Source organism: Reichenbachiella faecimaris, from assembly GCF_900176375.1.
Lineage (GTDB): Bacteria > Bacteroidota > Bacteroidia > Cytophagales > Cyclobacteriaceae > Reichenbachiella > Reichenbachiella faecimaris.
The window spans coordinates 1,466,879-1,479,898 of record NZ_FWYF01000001.1; the positions used below are offsets into that span (position 1 = coordinate 1,466,879).

A 13,020-nucleotide genomic window follows, 5' to 3' on the forward strand; every position below is an offset into this window, starting at 1 on the left:
ATACACCACTATCCATAATATCCTAACGCCGCCTTCCCGAATAGGTCATGGCTTCTCCCTTGCCAAAACCATAACTAAATCCTAAGGTAACGAATCGGCCACGGAGTGATCTGGTGTAAAGATTGTAATCGGGCTGTGATACAATGGTCTCTTCTATTCTGGAGGCAAACACATCTCTCACACTCATATTAATTACCCCCTTGCCGTCCAATATCTTTTTTCGTGCACCCATATCCAAGAATGCCCTGTCTGAGACATGACCTTGCACGGTTTCGTAGGCTGATCGATAGCGGCCTGTAAATTCCAAATCAAAATCTCTGGGCAATTTCAGTTTTGTGGTCAGCTTAGATGACCATTGGTCTGCACTGAAATCGAAAACTGTGGTTTCTAGTTCTCCATTTCTCACGAAGTAGTTGTAATTGAAGTCTGCGTTGAACGTCAGCCATTTCAGTGGTTCATACTGCGCATTTACTTCCAATCCTGTGGCATTATTGGTACCGATATTTTCCGGTCTAGTTGTATTCACATTGTTTTCAAAAAAGGAAATGCGTTCGATCACACTGGTTGTATATCTATGATAGAGTGATGAACTGAGTGACAATGTGTTTTTATTATAAACGGCTCCTAATTCAAAGGAATCTGTAAATTCAGGAAGTAGATCGGGATTACCCTGTCTGATATTGAAATTGTTTCTAATGTTGAAAAATGGATTCAAGTCCCAAAGTCTTGGACGGTAGATTCGTCTTGAATAGCCCGCTTGCAGTGAAATGTTTTCCTTTACTTTATAAGAGGTATGAACGGTAGGGAATAAATTTGTATAATTCTGATGGTTCTTCTCTCCTGTATTAGCCAATAGGGTATTCAGTTCGGTATTTTCTACACGAAGACCTAGTTTCAGCCCCCAATTTTTCTTTTCATAGGCCACTGTACCATACACACCCAATACGTCCTGATTGTATTCGAAATCATTGGTTTGAGTAGAATCTATAACATAAACTCCGTTTTCTAAATTTCGAACCGCATAGTCATTGCCCACGTTGTTGAGCAAATATTGGCCTCCTGTCTCCAAGGTAAACCCCTCTGAAAAAGGTTTCGTGTAGTCCAATTTGAACGTGTATTTTCCTTCATCAAAGGTAGTTTCAGTTTTTTGCTGAGCGTTTTGATTTTCCGTCCCAGCTACGGTTTCATCCAAAAAGTCGGAAGATTGGGATTTGCCAAAAAAACTACCTGTAGCTGACACCAGCAGTTCATGGTCTTTATGGTTTTCAAAATCACGCTTATATTGCAAATCAAATTGATATTTTGGATTGGTGGCCTCTGTCACTTCAGTTCTGCTCCATTGTGATACTACATTTTCTGCGCCATCTGCCATAGAAAAATCAGTATGTGAAGGCTGATCCTCCATTTCCAAAGCATAATTACCTGACAAGGTGATGACATTGCGATCATTGATGTGATAATCTGTCCCTAAGATTACGTTATAAAATTTCTCATTTCTAAACTCTTCTCCCTCTGAATAAATGATTGTATCGGTCAACAAGTCTTGATTGTAAGCTTGCTTATCCCTTGGCAACTCGCGATAGCCCACGCCAAATTGCGAAAAAAGGTTGAACTTTTCAGTCCTGTGGTTCAAACTAAATCCAATGCTGTGATTGTGAGGCACGCCAGTATTGATGGAAATGGAACCATTCGTCCCTTTCTTCTCTTCTTTTTTCAAAACAATATTGATGATACCTGATGTACCTTCTGCTTCATATTTTGCAGAAGGGTTGGTGATGACCTCCACACTTTCGATCATATCGGCCGTGATGGAACCTAGTGCATTGCCATCATTGCTGGCTGTGAGAATAGATGGCTTTCCGTCTATGAGTATTTGTACACCTGTGCTTCCACGCAGACTAATTTGCCCTTCAATATTTACATTGACAGAAGGGACATTGGTAAGTACATCCAGCGCACTGGCTCCTGCAGCACTGAGGTCAGACCCTACGTTAAATACTCTTTTATCAATTCTAAACTCAGTCTGAGACTTCTCGCCCTCAACCACAATCTCTTCCAGCTGCTTGCTATCACTTTTAATAGAAATAGTGCCCAAGTCCACTCTATTGTTTACTACTTGAAAATCACTGATGATTTTCTTTTCAAATCCTATAAAACTAATCTCTATCTCAAATGCTGTTTCTGAGGTACTGATTGCAAAAGCGCCTTCTAGTGAAGTGGTCGCTCCTGTGATTGGTTTTTTGGTTCTCAAATCAATCACGGCCACTGTGGCAAACTCGACAGGCTTATTGCTCTCGCTCTCTACCACCTTTCCAACAATTTGGGTTCTGGTTTGCGCTCGAAGCGCCAAGGAGCTTAAAATAAGTATAGCTACGACTGTTGATCGAATCATTGGAATTCCTGAGTTTTAATTAACCATGCAAAACAGCACTAATTTCAGTGAATAGTCTAATGAAATCTTTGAACGACCAGAGTTATGGGGTCAACGGCAAGTCTCTGTAATAAATAAAGGTTTTGCAACCAATTTATCTATCCTGAATCCCTTTGCCATCAAGAATCAGAGGTATGCATTTCTCAATTCTTGATACTCGCGTTTTGGATTGTTTGGCTTGAGAAAAATGCAACAGGTATCCTCTTTGCCGGCCTGGTGTCAGAGTCTCAAATGCAGCTCTAAGGTTTGGATTTTCATCAAGAGTCATTTGAAACTCTTCAGGCATATTAAAATCTGCCGTCTTCTTCATTTTCACCTCCAAACCCAACCGTTCTACTTCAACGGCTTCGTAAACATAGGCCTTTATGGCTGCTTCCCTTTTCTTTATTTCTTCTAAACTTGTAAATCGAATCTGGCGGGCAGATTGTACATTTTCTGTCTGCTGGATCAATATATTTTCTGTGTCTTTGAGTAACGCTCCTTTATGGAAGAGTAAAGCGCAGTAATCTTTGAATCCATGAATGAGCACCACGTTGCTTCGCTGAAAAGTATAACACGGGCACCCCCACTTCAGCTCTTCTATGAGTTGGCAGTCAAGCACAATCTCTCTTAGCTTTTCGTAAGATGCCTGCCATTTGGATGTTTTATTAAAAAAGAAATCAACTTTTGGATTCATCATAGGTCTAATCAATTGGTCAAAGCAAGTTTTCTATCTGCTGGCCTAAAATACCAAGATGTGATGGTCAAAACAATGAGCAGCACAGGCCCAAAAAAATCCATGACTGGATCTCCTGCCACGAAATGGGAAAAAATCGCTCCCGACATGACGAAGAAAAAACCAGCATAAGCCCATTCTTTGACTAATGGAAATTTTGGAATAAGCACTGCCACCACACCGAGTAGTTTCCAAATACCCAATAACGTGAGTAAATATGACGGATAGCCCAACAGCAACATCCGATCTACTTCTTCCTCCATTTTTATGAGTTGGACTATGCCTGTAGATACCATACCAAGCGACAGCCACAACGTGGCCACCCAATAGATAATTTTATTTCTCTTTGTAAAAGTCATATCAGTTTAGTTAAAATTTGTTCAAGTCTATTATGCGCCAGACTGATCCCTTGAGCAAATGGCAATTCCAGCATGCGATCCCTGTCTTCTATAGACTTATAAATAATATGCATACTGAGTTGGCTAGTCTGATCAGTCAGCTTTTTAAATGTTAAAAACTCCAGCTGAACGGGAAATGGCGTGTTTTCCATTTCGAATGTCCGCGTAATCTTCTGATTGGGCTCAAACTCGTGAATGGTTCCATTGAAGCCATGCACGTGCCCTTTGGGGTCAGTGGTTTCGAATCGCCAACTGCCATGTTTTTTGTTTTCTAACTTCAGCACCTTAGTGCCCATCCACTGCTCCACAAGGTCTGGTTCTACATAGGCCTTGAACAGTAATTCTAATGGTAATTCAAATACCCTGCTGATCAAAATCTCTTGCTTACCTTCTGTGGCTTCCAGTTTTGTTTTAAGTTCCATGTGCTATTGATCTGATTGATAATTTTTCATAACAGCTTCTAGTTTATCGAATCTGTCGTCCCACATTTTGCGAAAAGGTTCAATAAAATCAGCGATTTCTTTAAGTTTTTTTGGATTGAGGTAGTACGTGATTTCCCTCCCATTTTGCTCCTGCTGGAGCAATTCACACTCACTGAGTATTTGTACATGTTTTGAAACTGTGGGGCGGGCCGTATCAAAATTGGACGCTATAGCTCCAGCAGTCATGGACTGTGAAGCCACCAACAACAGGATCGTCCTCCTCGTTGGGTCAGCAATGGCTTGAAATACATCTCTTCTTAAATTCATTACGTAGTCATTTGACTACAAATATATATGTAGTCAAATGACTACGCAAAAAAATGTGAGAATTTAAAAGTTGAGAGCTGACAACTACCCCTCCAATATCTGCAACTGCTGAATGATCTCTTCTTCTTTTACTGGATATGGCTTACCCCCTCTAATGGCCTGAAAGACATCATCAAAGACCTGCATGTAAGATGATGCGGCTGACGAAATATGCTCTTGCAATTTTTCTCCACTGGCGCTAATAATCGTCAGCATACCTTGATCCACATCTGGCTCGACTCCATAGCCCGTATCACCTGGATGCATGCCTTCCGACAATTGCTTTTCCTGAACATCCGTTCGCTTCTTGATGTATGAACCTAGTGTCCCATGAACAACAAATGATGGCAAGGGATCAGCTACGAGCAAGCTCCCTGTAAGAAAAACCTGCAAGCCATTGGGATAGGACAAATGTATGGATGCATAATCATCCACCTGTGTTTTCGGACGAAAATGTCTCACACTTTTTTGCCACGTCTCAGGTATTCCAAAAAGAGAGATGGCCTGGTCTAAAATATGTGGCCCTAAATCATACAACAATCCAGCTCCAGGGCCAGGAGTTTCTTTTGCCTTCTTCTCTCCAATATCGTGTTTATATCTATCAAAGCGAATATGTGCCTCTACAAGATCTCCCAACTTGCCAGCATTCAACACACTTTTTACTGATTGAAAATCGCTGTCATATCGCCTATTGTGGTAAGGGAAAACCTGAACGTTATTTTTTTTAGCTTCTTGATAGAGTTGCTGTGCCTCCCCTGAGGTAATAGTGAAAGGCTTTTCAACCAGTACATGTTTTTTGGCCCGAAGTGCTCGCCTTGCAAACTCAAAATGCGTGGCATTTGGGGTATTCACCACGACCAATTCAACGGTATCATCAGCGATCAGCTCATCGACCTTATCATAACTTTTGACACTTGAATAAATGGATTGCGCATTCTTTTTTGATCGCTCCACCACGGCATACAATTCGAATCCTTCATGTGCAGCTAAAAATGGGGCGTGAAAGATCTGGCCTGACATGCCAAATGACAATATTCCTGTTTTTATTCCATTCATAATTCGAATATAAGGATTGGTTCTAGAAGGCGCTCTATGCTACTTATACAGACTGGTCATAGGCTTCTTGAATCCAACCCTTCAGTTCATGATCAATCTCTGAAACTTCTGAGATCATCACACGATGTGTACACATAGTACCAAATGGCCCTGAATCTCCTAGTCGATCCCCTGTAGGTTTGTCCTTTAGTTTGAACCCAAGATCGATTCTGGTTTTAGTTGCAGGTTTAATTAAAACAAATTGATGTTTTCTGATAATGCTTACACTTCCCTTTTTGGGTGTGATCGTCACATCACTTCCTAGCGATTTGAGATGACTGATCAGCGCTTTGTAGATTGGTAATAAGCCTTCCTTACCTTTATACTGAGATTCCACCAAATCTTCTGACGACTGGTTCTCTTCCTTAGAAAGCAATACAATCGTATTGGCAAATCCATGTGTGACCTGATGTTCAGTTTTTAGATATTTTACTCCCTCCGAATGCTTTCCAAAAGCTTTTTCTTTCAGGATTCTTTTCCATTCTTCTAATGACTTACCCGTCTTAGCAGGCATGTTGTCAATCATTGTTTTGAGTGCTTGATCCATGAGTTTTTATTTTGGTTTTCAATACTAATATAGTGAATCTTAGAAATGACCAAATGCGTCAGCCCATACATTTTATTCGTACTTCTATGAGATGAAAAGCTACAGATTTGAATAAACCTAAAACCTGTAAAGGAGTAAAAATCGGCCAATACATCCAATTTTGAGACATTATTTTGTTCAGCGCACTTCTCCCCCTATCCTTACTTGATAAAAAAATGAAACTATGCGGTCAGGCATTCTCTTATTCTTACTTATTATTTATACCCAATCATTTGCTCAGGAGCATTTCGAGATGAAACAAATCATCGAGAACCATGACCTAGCAGATCCATGGGAAATCCTGTATGGCCCTGATAATTGGCTTTGGATTACTCAACGTACCAGCAAAACTATCGTCCGGATTGATCCACAAACGGGCAACCGCGATTATCTCGTTGGAATAGCAAGCGCTTATCAAGCTTCCACTCAAGATGGATTGCTGGGCATGACTTTGCACCCTGATTTGGGGAAAGGTTTGGACAATGACTATGTCTACGTTTCGCATTCGTATTTTGATGAAATGAGAAAGCAAAAGCTCGTCCGATACACTTACACACTTAACGGAGCAGATGGGTCATTAGGAGACCCTGTAGATCTACTCACAGATTTGCCAGCAAGCAATGACCACAACTCTGGACGGTTGAAATTTGGATCTGATGATAAGCTCTACTACACGATCGGAGATCAGGGGAAAAATCAATTCGACAATGTGTGTCTGGAGATCATGGCACAGGCACTGCCCACACAGCAGGAAGTCGACAATCAGGATTGGCATACCTATCAAGGCAAAGTCTTGCGACTAAATACTGATGGAAGCATTCCAGACGACAATCCGATCATAGACGGTGTGGCAAGTCATGTGTACAGCTATGGCCATAGAAATCCGCAAGGACTGGTTTTTGCAGCAGATGGCACATTATTCTCTGCAGAGCATGGGCCCAAATCCGACGATGAACTCAACCGAATTGTGGCAGGCAAAAACTATGGCTGGCCTCATGTGGCTGGCTACCAAGACGACCAGGCCTATGCCTACTGCAACTGGTCTTCGGCTGATAACTGTGGTGGGTTTGATGATTACAGTTGCCCAATATCAGCTGAGATAACAGAAGAGAGCGAATGGTCTCATGATGATTTTATGCCTCCAATCAAGACCTTTTATACGGTGGAAGATGATTATGATTTCATAGACCAGTCGTGCGATGTGAAATTCATCTGCTGGCCGACCGTGGCACCATCTAGTATTGACATCTATGAAAATACGGAAGGGGTTCCTGGCTGGGGTAGATCTGTGCTTATTGTCAGTTTAAAATTGGGGAGAGTTTTCAGACAGCCGATTGATGAACAAGGAAATGCTGTAGGAGAAGCTATGGAATACTGGGATACACAAAACCGCTACCGAGACATGGCCGTCCATCCCAACGGACAAGAGTTTTATGTGATTACAGACAATCGCGGCCAGACGTCAGGCCCATCCAGTAGCAATACCGATGATTTAGAAAACCCTGGCACCATTCTTCATTTTAAATATCGAGAATTTGCGCTAACCACAGATGAAACACCTGTAGATACTCAAATGATGCAAATACATCCCAATCCTGCTTACGATAAGGCCAACATTACTTTTTCATCGACCATCAATGGATTAAGCAAAGAAATCAAAATCCTCTCCCTTCAGGGTAAAACCTTATATCATCAAGAAGATATTTTCGCAAAATACGAGTCTCCTTGCCTGAAACCAGGCGTGTATTTAGTACAGCTCGAAGTGGGTGGTGTAGTGCAGACCGAGCGCTTGGTGGTGAGGTAATTAAATAATGATTTTAATGCTCAACTATCATCCGCAAGCTGATCTATTAAAATTTCTATAAAAGAATCCAGTTCCACTGGCCTTTACAAATAACTAGGTGAGCTTATGGATGATAGTGTTTGTCAGGCTCTTTTAAATTTTTGGGATGCTTGTCCTTAAATTGATTTTAATTAATTTTGGGATAACTATCCTTAAAATTGAAACATGGCCTTTGATAAAACTATACTTACAGGTAGAATCATAGATGATAACACGTGGTGGGATGATGGTAGGATACCTTTCTACGATGAATTTAGTAAGCGGAGATACTACAGGGGTTTCTATGAATTAGTCACGCAAAAATTTCCACATCGGGCAGTAGTGTTAATGGGACCTAGAAGAATTGGTAAAACAGTAATTATGTATCAGGCAATTCAAGATTTGATTGATTCTGGTATCAGTCCGAAAAACATATTCTATTTCAGTTTGGATACACCGATCTATACTAATATGCCTCTTGAGGAATTAATTAATGATGGGCTCTCAATTAATGACGTAAAACTCGAAGAGTCTTACTTTTTCTTTGACGAGATACAATATCTAAAAGATTGGGAAATACACCTAAAATCACTGGTGGATAAAAACCGAAAATCTAAATTCATAGCTAGCGGGAGTGCGGCAGCAGCACTGAGAATGAAAAGTATTGAAAGTGGCGCTGGTAGGTTTACTGATTACTTTTTACCACCTTTAACTTTCTCTGAATATATCGATTTAAATGGTTACAATGATATATTGAAGGAAACAGAAGTTGATTTCAATGGGCCAAGAAGATTTTACAAATGTAATGATATTGAGAAATTTAATAATCACTTTATTGACTATATAAATTTTGGGGGGTTTCCCGAAATAGCACTGAATTCTGAAAAAGTAAAAAATCCAGAGCGGGTCATCCAGAAAGATATTACTGATAAAGTAATAATGAAAGATTTGCCAGGACTTTTTGGTATTGAGAATACTTTGGAACTTCAACAGTTTTTTAATGTGTTGTCCTATAGAACCGGTGAAATACTTGATTACAAAAAAGTTTCACAAGAAACGAAAACGGACAACAAAACAATTAAGAAATACATCAAATATTTGGAGGCAGCTTTCTTAATTAAAGTGTTGCATCGAGTAGATATTTCAGCCAAAAGATTTAAGAATATTACTCAGTTTAAAGTTTACTTGACCAATCCTAGTTTATATACAGGGTTGTTTGGGCGTATAAAAGATATAGATGAAAGATTCCCCCATTTAGTTGAAACGGCAGTATATGCTCAGTACTTGCATAGGGAACATGAGTTCTTAAGGTATGCTAATTGGAAAAGTGGAAAGGATGAGGGAGAGGTCGATTTAATTCAAGTGAGTAATAATTTCCAAGATGTTCAATGGGCTGTAGAATTTAAATGGTCAGATAGCCCTAAAGCTGGTAAGCTCAAGCAATTCATGTCTAAAAATAATCTGCGCAAGGGTGTAATAACGAGTAAAACCAAATTTGAAGATTATGATGACTTACTCATTGTTCCAAATAGCATTTATGCTTATGTTGTAAGTAAAAATGCTTTAGACAAACTGGATGAGGAGATTCTTTATTGAGCCCAACATTAACGTAACGATCACTTGTGATCGTCATCCAGCTTTCAATTTATAAAAAATAGATAAGGCCTAAAAACTCACCCTAAAAAAGGCTCTAAACGAAAACGGCGTACCCGGCGTAAAATGGATTTCTTCTACAGACGCAGGCTCGTTTTGCATACGAGATTCTGTAGCGAATTGGGTTTCATTCCATTCGGTGTTTAGGAGGTTTTCTATGTTTACGCCGAAGGTGTAGTTTTTTACTTGGTAGCCCACATTCATATCCACTACAGTATAGCCAGTAGCCACAATAGAATTGTCTTCATTGGCCGGGCGATCTGCCATGTACCTATAACGCACTCCACCATAAAAGCCTGTAGCTCTTGCCACACCTATTCCCCCCGAAGCCGTTAGTCCCGGTGCCAAGGGTACATAGTTTTGTCCTTCGGGATCATCCACACTTCGTGCATGGGTGTAGTTCACATCCTGATTGAAAAACAACCAGGGCGTGAGTTGATATCTGTAGCTCAGATCCACCCCATAACGGTGGGTTCTTCCTCCTCGCTCCACAATTCCCGCATCCCCTACATATACCAGTTCCTGTTCTAGATCCAAAGACCAAAAGGCCACATTCAGGAAAGACTTGGATGTGGGTTTTAGTATAAATCCCACATCGTAACCCAGTGCTCTGGGCAAAATGATATCTGTTTGCTTAGCCGCAATCGCTCTGGTATCATTGGAGTGAAAACCAAATCCACTTTTGAAATACAACTGTAGATTCTTAGAGTGATTGTACAACACATTGAGCTTTGGACTGGCAATACCTTGTGTTTCGTATAGCTGTTCGCCTGACAGGGCATCATCATAATTAAACTTGAATAAATCGTACCGCACCATAGGACTCAATAGCCACTTACCCAATTCGATATCCCATTGCGCATAAGCCGACAGATTGGTTTCATTGATATCTCCGAGTTGGATTTGCTCCAAAGTGGTGACTCGGTTGGCAGTGTGCGACAGCTCTATATCGTTCACCACATCATTTCGGATGCTACCCCCGATTTTGAGGAAACTCTCATGCCTGCCCAAATCGAACGATTGATTGAATTCGCTGGTGGCCATAATGATCTGGCGGTTTTCTTTTTGGCGAATCTGGTCACCGTTGACTGGATCGTCCAAGAAAAAAGTGAAATTGGAATACAGCTCAAAATCATACACCCCATAGTAGAGCTGATTGTTGATGAACGAGCGATCATTGATCGTTTTGATGTAGTCGAGTTTCAGGTTGCTACGACTGGTATTGCCCCCTTCTGTATCATCCAACGAACCGAATCTACTCACCAAACCAGCCTCCACGGCTCGCTGTGGCAGCTGTCCCGAAGCTGTCCATTGACTGGTGAAATGTGAAAATTGCAATCCGATTCGGTCATCTCCCACTCTGGCATTGTATTTACCCATCAGGTTGATTCGGCCAAAATTCTGCGAGCTTTCGAATGGCCCATCAGACAAACTGTATTCGGTTGCTAAGTAAGCAGACTGGTCTTTGTTATTCAATAAATTGAAAAGTCCCACGGTTCTAAAGGCATTGAACTGGCCTCCTTCTACTTGTATAGAACTGGTTTTGAGACTGGACAAGGTTCGAATATTGGCATACCCTGCCGTTGTAAAATTGCCTTTGCTTGCATTGTACGGCCCCTTCCCGAAATCAATATCTTGAATCAATTCAGGAATCAGAAAGTGCAAATCCGAATAACCCTGGCCATGCGCATGAGACACCATATTCACTGGCATACCATCTACGGTCATGTTGAAATCCGTGCCATGATCAATATCAAAGCCACGTAAGAATATCTGCTCGGCTTTTCCTCCTCCTGCATGCTGACCGATCATTAGACCTGGCACGGTACGAAGTATCTGCTGTGATGAAGTTACGGGCGCAGTATTCAAGTCAATTTTAGTCAACGCCTGAATCGCATTCAAATCGGGTGTAATGGTCAGCTCGCTTAACTCTACGATTTGTTCGGTCAGTCTTATTTTCAATCCTTTACTCAATTTCGAAACAATCAATTGCTCTGTTTTGAACCCTATATAGCTTACCGAAAGTGTATCTTGCGCTTCCACACCTTCTAAGTGAAACCTACCCAACTCATCTGTATGTGCATGAGTTCCTTTGGTCATGTTGGTCACGTAAGCGCCTGGTAGGGGCACATATTGTTCATCTGTGATTGTTCCAGATAGTTTTTGGCCCAAGCCAATAAAAGGAATGGCAAAGAGTAGAAAAAAAGAAAGAATTTTCATATTCGAAATTGTCATTATATCATTTGTTGAATTTTGGCGGCTTTCACTGGTCCCAATTCATAACCACTTTCAAAAGCTTCTTTCAAATACTTTCGGCCTTTTTGATGCTGACCAGCCGACCAATAGATCATGCCCATGTGATAGAGTATTTCTGGCTCGAAAGTCTTTTCATCTACATGAGTCGAAACGATTTTCACTGCTTTATCCAATTTTCCATTGTGGAAATGAGACCAAGCCAGCAGGTCATAAGACTGTGGAACGGGTCTATTTTCTATTTCTTGCAAAGCCAATTGTTGGGCTTTCAGGGGATCATTGAATATTTCGGCTTCTATCACGGACAAGTGCTTTTGATACATTAAACGGGCATGTAGGTGATCCACCCTACCTCTAAACAGATATAATTGATTAATTTTTTCAGTTTCATTGCCTTCAAATGCAGCCATATCAGCCAGCAACAAATGATAGTCTGGAGAATCTTTGATATCCATCAAATAAGTCAAGATGGTTTCTGCTTGCTCCACTGCTCGATCATTGGCATACGCAATCCAAGCTATTCCTTTCAAGGCATGATGATCGCTTGGATTTATAGACAAGGCAGACAAAAAATATTGATAAGAGTCCTCTATTCGCCCTGCATGCCCATACATATCTCCAAGATTGCTATAGCTCCAGCTTTCCAGCTTTTTATTGCCACTGTTGCTGGCAAGCTTGGAGGCAATCTCCATGGTATGAATGGCAGAGTCCAGATCGCCCTGATGATCCATGTATTTAGACCATCTTACCAAAAAATCAAATGACTCAGGGTGTTCATAGGTTTTGAGCACACTACCTGCGCTGTCATACTGCCCCACTTCCATCAAGGCATCTGACAAAATCAAGTAACTCTCATCTCTGAATACATTGATTTTGACAGCCTCTTCGGCGTAAACTAGAGCTGTCTGAAAATCATGACGGCTGATGGCATTTGATGCCAATCGCTGCAAGAGTCCCACTTTGGCTTTTTGAGGAGCGTATTTGGCAGCTTCGATCATTAAGTCTTGCGCTTGTCTTAAATACTGATCGTCACCAGTCAATTCAAATAACTGCTGGCACGCACTGTTGGCCTTGTCATAAAAGGTATAGCCATTGGTTTGCTGACTGGCCTTTTGTATCCAAAACTCAATTTCTTGGTTTAGGTCGTTAATTAGATCTGAAGTGTTTCTGACCTGTAGATAGGATGAATAGTCTGCCGGGTTGACAATCGTTTGAGGGCTAGAATTGCAACTGATTGCATAAATGGCTATTAGTATGAATATTGTATTTTTCATCAAAG

The 13,020-nt window shown here is 41.0% G+C and carries 11 protein-coding genes; 2 read left to right on the forward strand and 9 right to left on the reverse strand.

What is annotated here, in order from left to right:
* Window positions 1-22: 22 nt before the first annotated feature.
* The 7 genes from B9A58_RS06110 to B9A58_RS06140 all read right to left on the reverse strand — a co-directional run bounded on the left by B9A58_RS06110 (window position 23) and on the right by B9A58_RS06140 (window position 5,974).
* Window positions 23-2,392, reverse strand: a complete 2,370-nt coding sequence (locus tag B9A58_RS06110; protein ID WP_084371517.1) for a TonB-dependent receptor — start codon at window positions 2,390-2,392, stop codon at window positions 23-25.
* A gap of 133 nt (window positions 2,393-2,525) precedes the next feature.
* The gene (locus B9A58_RS06115; protein ID WP_084371518.1) at window positions 2,526-3,107 is read right to left on the reverse strand and encodes a YdeI/OmpD-associated family protein; all 582 of its coding nucleotides are present in this window, start codon (window positions 3,105-3,107) and stop codon (window positions 2,526-2,528) included.
* A gap of 11 nt (window positions 3,108-3,118) precedes the next feature.
* Window positions 3,119-3,505 (reverse strand): DoxX family protein, encoded by a 387-nt coding sequence (locus B9A58_RS06120; protein ID WP_084371519.1) that lies wholly within the window; start codon window positions 3,503-3,505, stop codon window positions 3,119-3,121.
* A complete protein-coding gene (locus B9A58_RS06125) occupies window positions 3,502-3,966 on the reverse strand; it encodes an SRPBCC domain-containing protein (protein ID WP_084371520.1) in 465 nt (154 codons plus the stop codon). Before B9A58_RS06125 ends, B9A58_RS06120 begins: the two co-directional genes overlap by 4 nt.
* 3 nt (window positions 3,967-3,969) lie before the next feature.
* Window positions 3,970-4,293: an ArsR/SmtB family transcription factor gene (locus B9A58_RS06130; RefSeq protein ID WP_084371521.1), complete on the reverse strand. Its 324-nt coding sequence runs from the start codon at window positions 4,291-4,293 to the stop codon at window positions 3,970-3,972.
* 84 nt (window positions 4,294-4,377) lie between these two features.
* Window positions 4,378-5,388 (reverse strand): Gfo/Idh/MocA family oxidoreductase, encoded by a 1,011-nt coding sequence (locus B9A58_RS06135; protein WP_084371522.1) that lies wholly within the window; start codon window positions 5,386-5,388, stop codon window positions 4,378-4,380.
* Window positions 5,389-5,431: 43 nt separating this feature from the next.
* Complete coding sequence (locus B9A58_RS06140) at window positions 5,432-5,974, reverse strand: DUF4287 domain-containing protein (RefSeq protein ID WP_084371523.1); 543 nt, start codon at window positions 5,972-5,974, stop codon at window positions 5,432-5,434.
* A 223-nt stretch (window positions 5,975-6,197) separates the two neighbouring features.
* Between B9A58_RS06140 and B9A58_RS06145 the strand changes: the two genes are divergently transcribed.
* Both B9A58_RS06145 and B9A58_RS06150 read left to right on the forward strand, forming a co-directional pair.
* On the forward strand, window positions 6,198-7,817 hold the full coding sequence (locus tag B9A58_RS06145; RefSeq protein WP_084371524.1) for a glucose/sorbosone family PQQ-dependent dehydrogenase: 1,620 nt from the start codon (window positions 6,198-6,200) through the stop codon (window positions 7,815-7,817).
* A 204-nt stretch (window positions 7,818-8,021) separates the two neighbouring features.
* Window positions 8,022-9,431 (forward strand): ATP-binding protein, encoded by a 1,410-nt coding sequence (locus tag B9A58_RS06150; protein WP_084371525.1) that lies wholly within the window; start codon window positions 8,022-8,024, stop codon window positions 9,429-9,431.
* A gap of 69 nt (window positions 9,432-9,500) precedes the next feature.
* Here the strand turns inward: B9A58_RS06150 and B9A58_RS06155 are convergent, their stop codons facing one another.
* Together B9A58_RS06155 and B9A58_RS06160 are read right to left on the reverse strand one after the other, a co-directional pair.
* Window positions 9,501-11,723, reverse strand: a complete 2,223-nt coding sequence (locus tag B9A58_RS06155; RefSeq protein WP_245826998.1) for a TonB-dependent receptor — start codon at window positions 11,721-11,723, stop codon at window positions 9,501-9,503.
* Window positions 11,723-13,015, reverse strand: a complete 1,293-nt coding sequence (locus tag B9A58_RS06160; RefSeq protein ID WP_084371527.1) for a tetratricopeptide repeat protein — start codon at window positions 13,013-13,015, stop codon at window positions 11,723-11,725. Before B9A58_RS06160 ends, B9A58_RS06155 begins: the two co-directional genes overlap by 1 nt.
* Window positions 13,016-13,020 lie beyond the last annotated feature (5 nt).

What these genes read in the sequence shown, in the direction of transcription:
- B9A58_RS06110 (WP_084371517.1), bottom strand. Translation starts at nt 2,392, where the DNA reads ATGATTCGATCAACAGTCGTAGCTATACTTATTTTAAGCTCCTTGGCG.
- B9A58_RS06115 (WP_084371518.1), bottom strand. Translation starts at nt 3,107, where the DNA reads ATGAATCCAAAAGTTGATTTCTTTTTTAATAAAACATCCAAATGGCAG.
- B9A58_RS06120 (WP_084371519.1), bottom strand. Translation starts at nt 3,505, where the DNA reads ATGACTTTTACAAAGAGAAATAAAATTATCTATTGGGTGGCCACGTTG.
- B9A58_RS06125 (WP_084371520.1), bottom strand. Translation starts at nt 3,966, where the DNA reads ATGGAACTTAAAACAAAACTGGAAGCCACAGAAGGTAAGCAAGAGATT.
- B9A58_RS06130 (WP_084371521.1), bottom strand. Translation starts at nt 4,293, where the DNA reads ATGAATTTAAGAAGAGATGTATTTCAAGCCATTGCTGACCCAACGAGG.
- B9A58_RS06135 (WP_084371522.1), bottom strand. Translation starts at nt 5,388, where the DNA reads ATGAATGGAATAAAAACAGGAATATTGTCATTTGGCATGTCAGGCCAG.
- B9A58_RS06140 (WP_084371523.1), bottom strand. Translation starts at nt 5,974, where the DNA reads ATGGATCAAGCACTCAAAACAATGATTGACAACATGCCTGCTAAGACG.
- B9A58_RS06145 (WP_084371524.1), top strand. Translation starts at nt 6,198, where the DNA reads ATGCGGTCAGGCATTCTCTTATTCTTACTTATTATTTATACCCAATCA.
- B9A58_RS06150 (WP_084371525.1), top strand. Translation starts at nt 8,022, where the DNA reads ATGGCCTTTGATAAAACTATACTTACAGGTAGAATCATAGATGATAAC.
- B9A58_RS06155 (WP_245826998.1), bottom strand. Translation starts at nt 11,723, where the DNA reads ATGACAATTTCGAATATGAAAATTCTTTCTTTTTTTCTACTCTTTGCC.
- B9A58_RS06160 (WP_084371527.1), bottom strand. Translation starts at nt 13,015, where the DNA reads ATGAAAAATACAATATTCATACTAATAGCCATTTATGCAATCAGTTGC.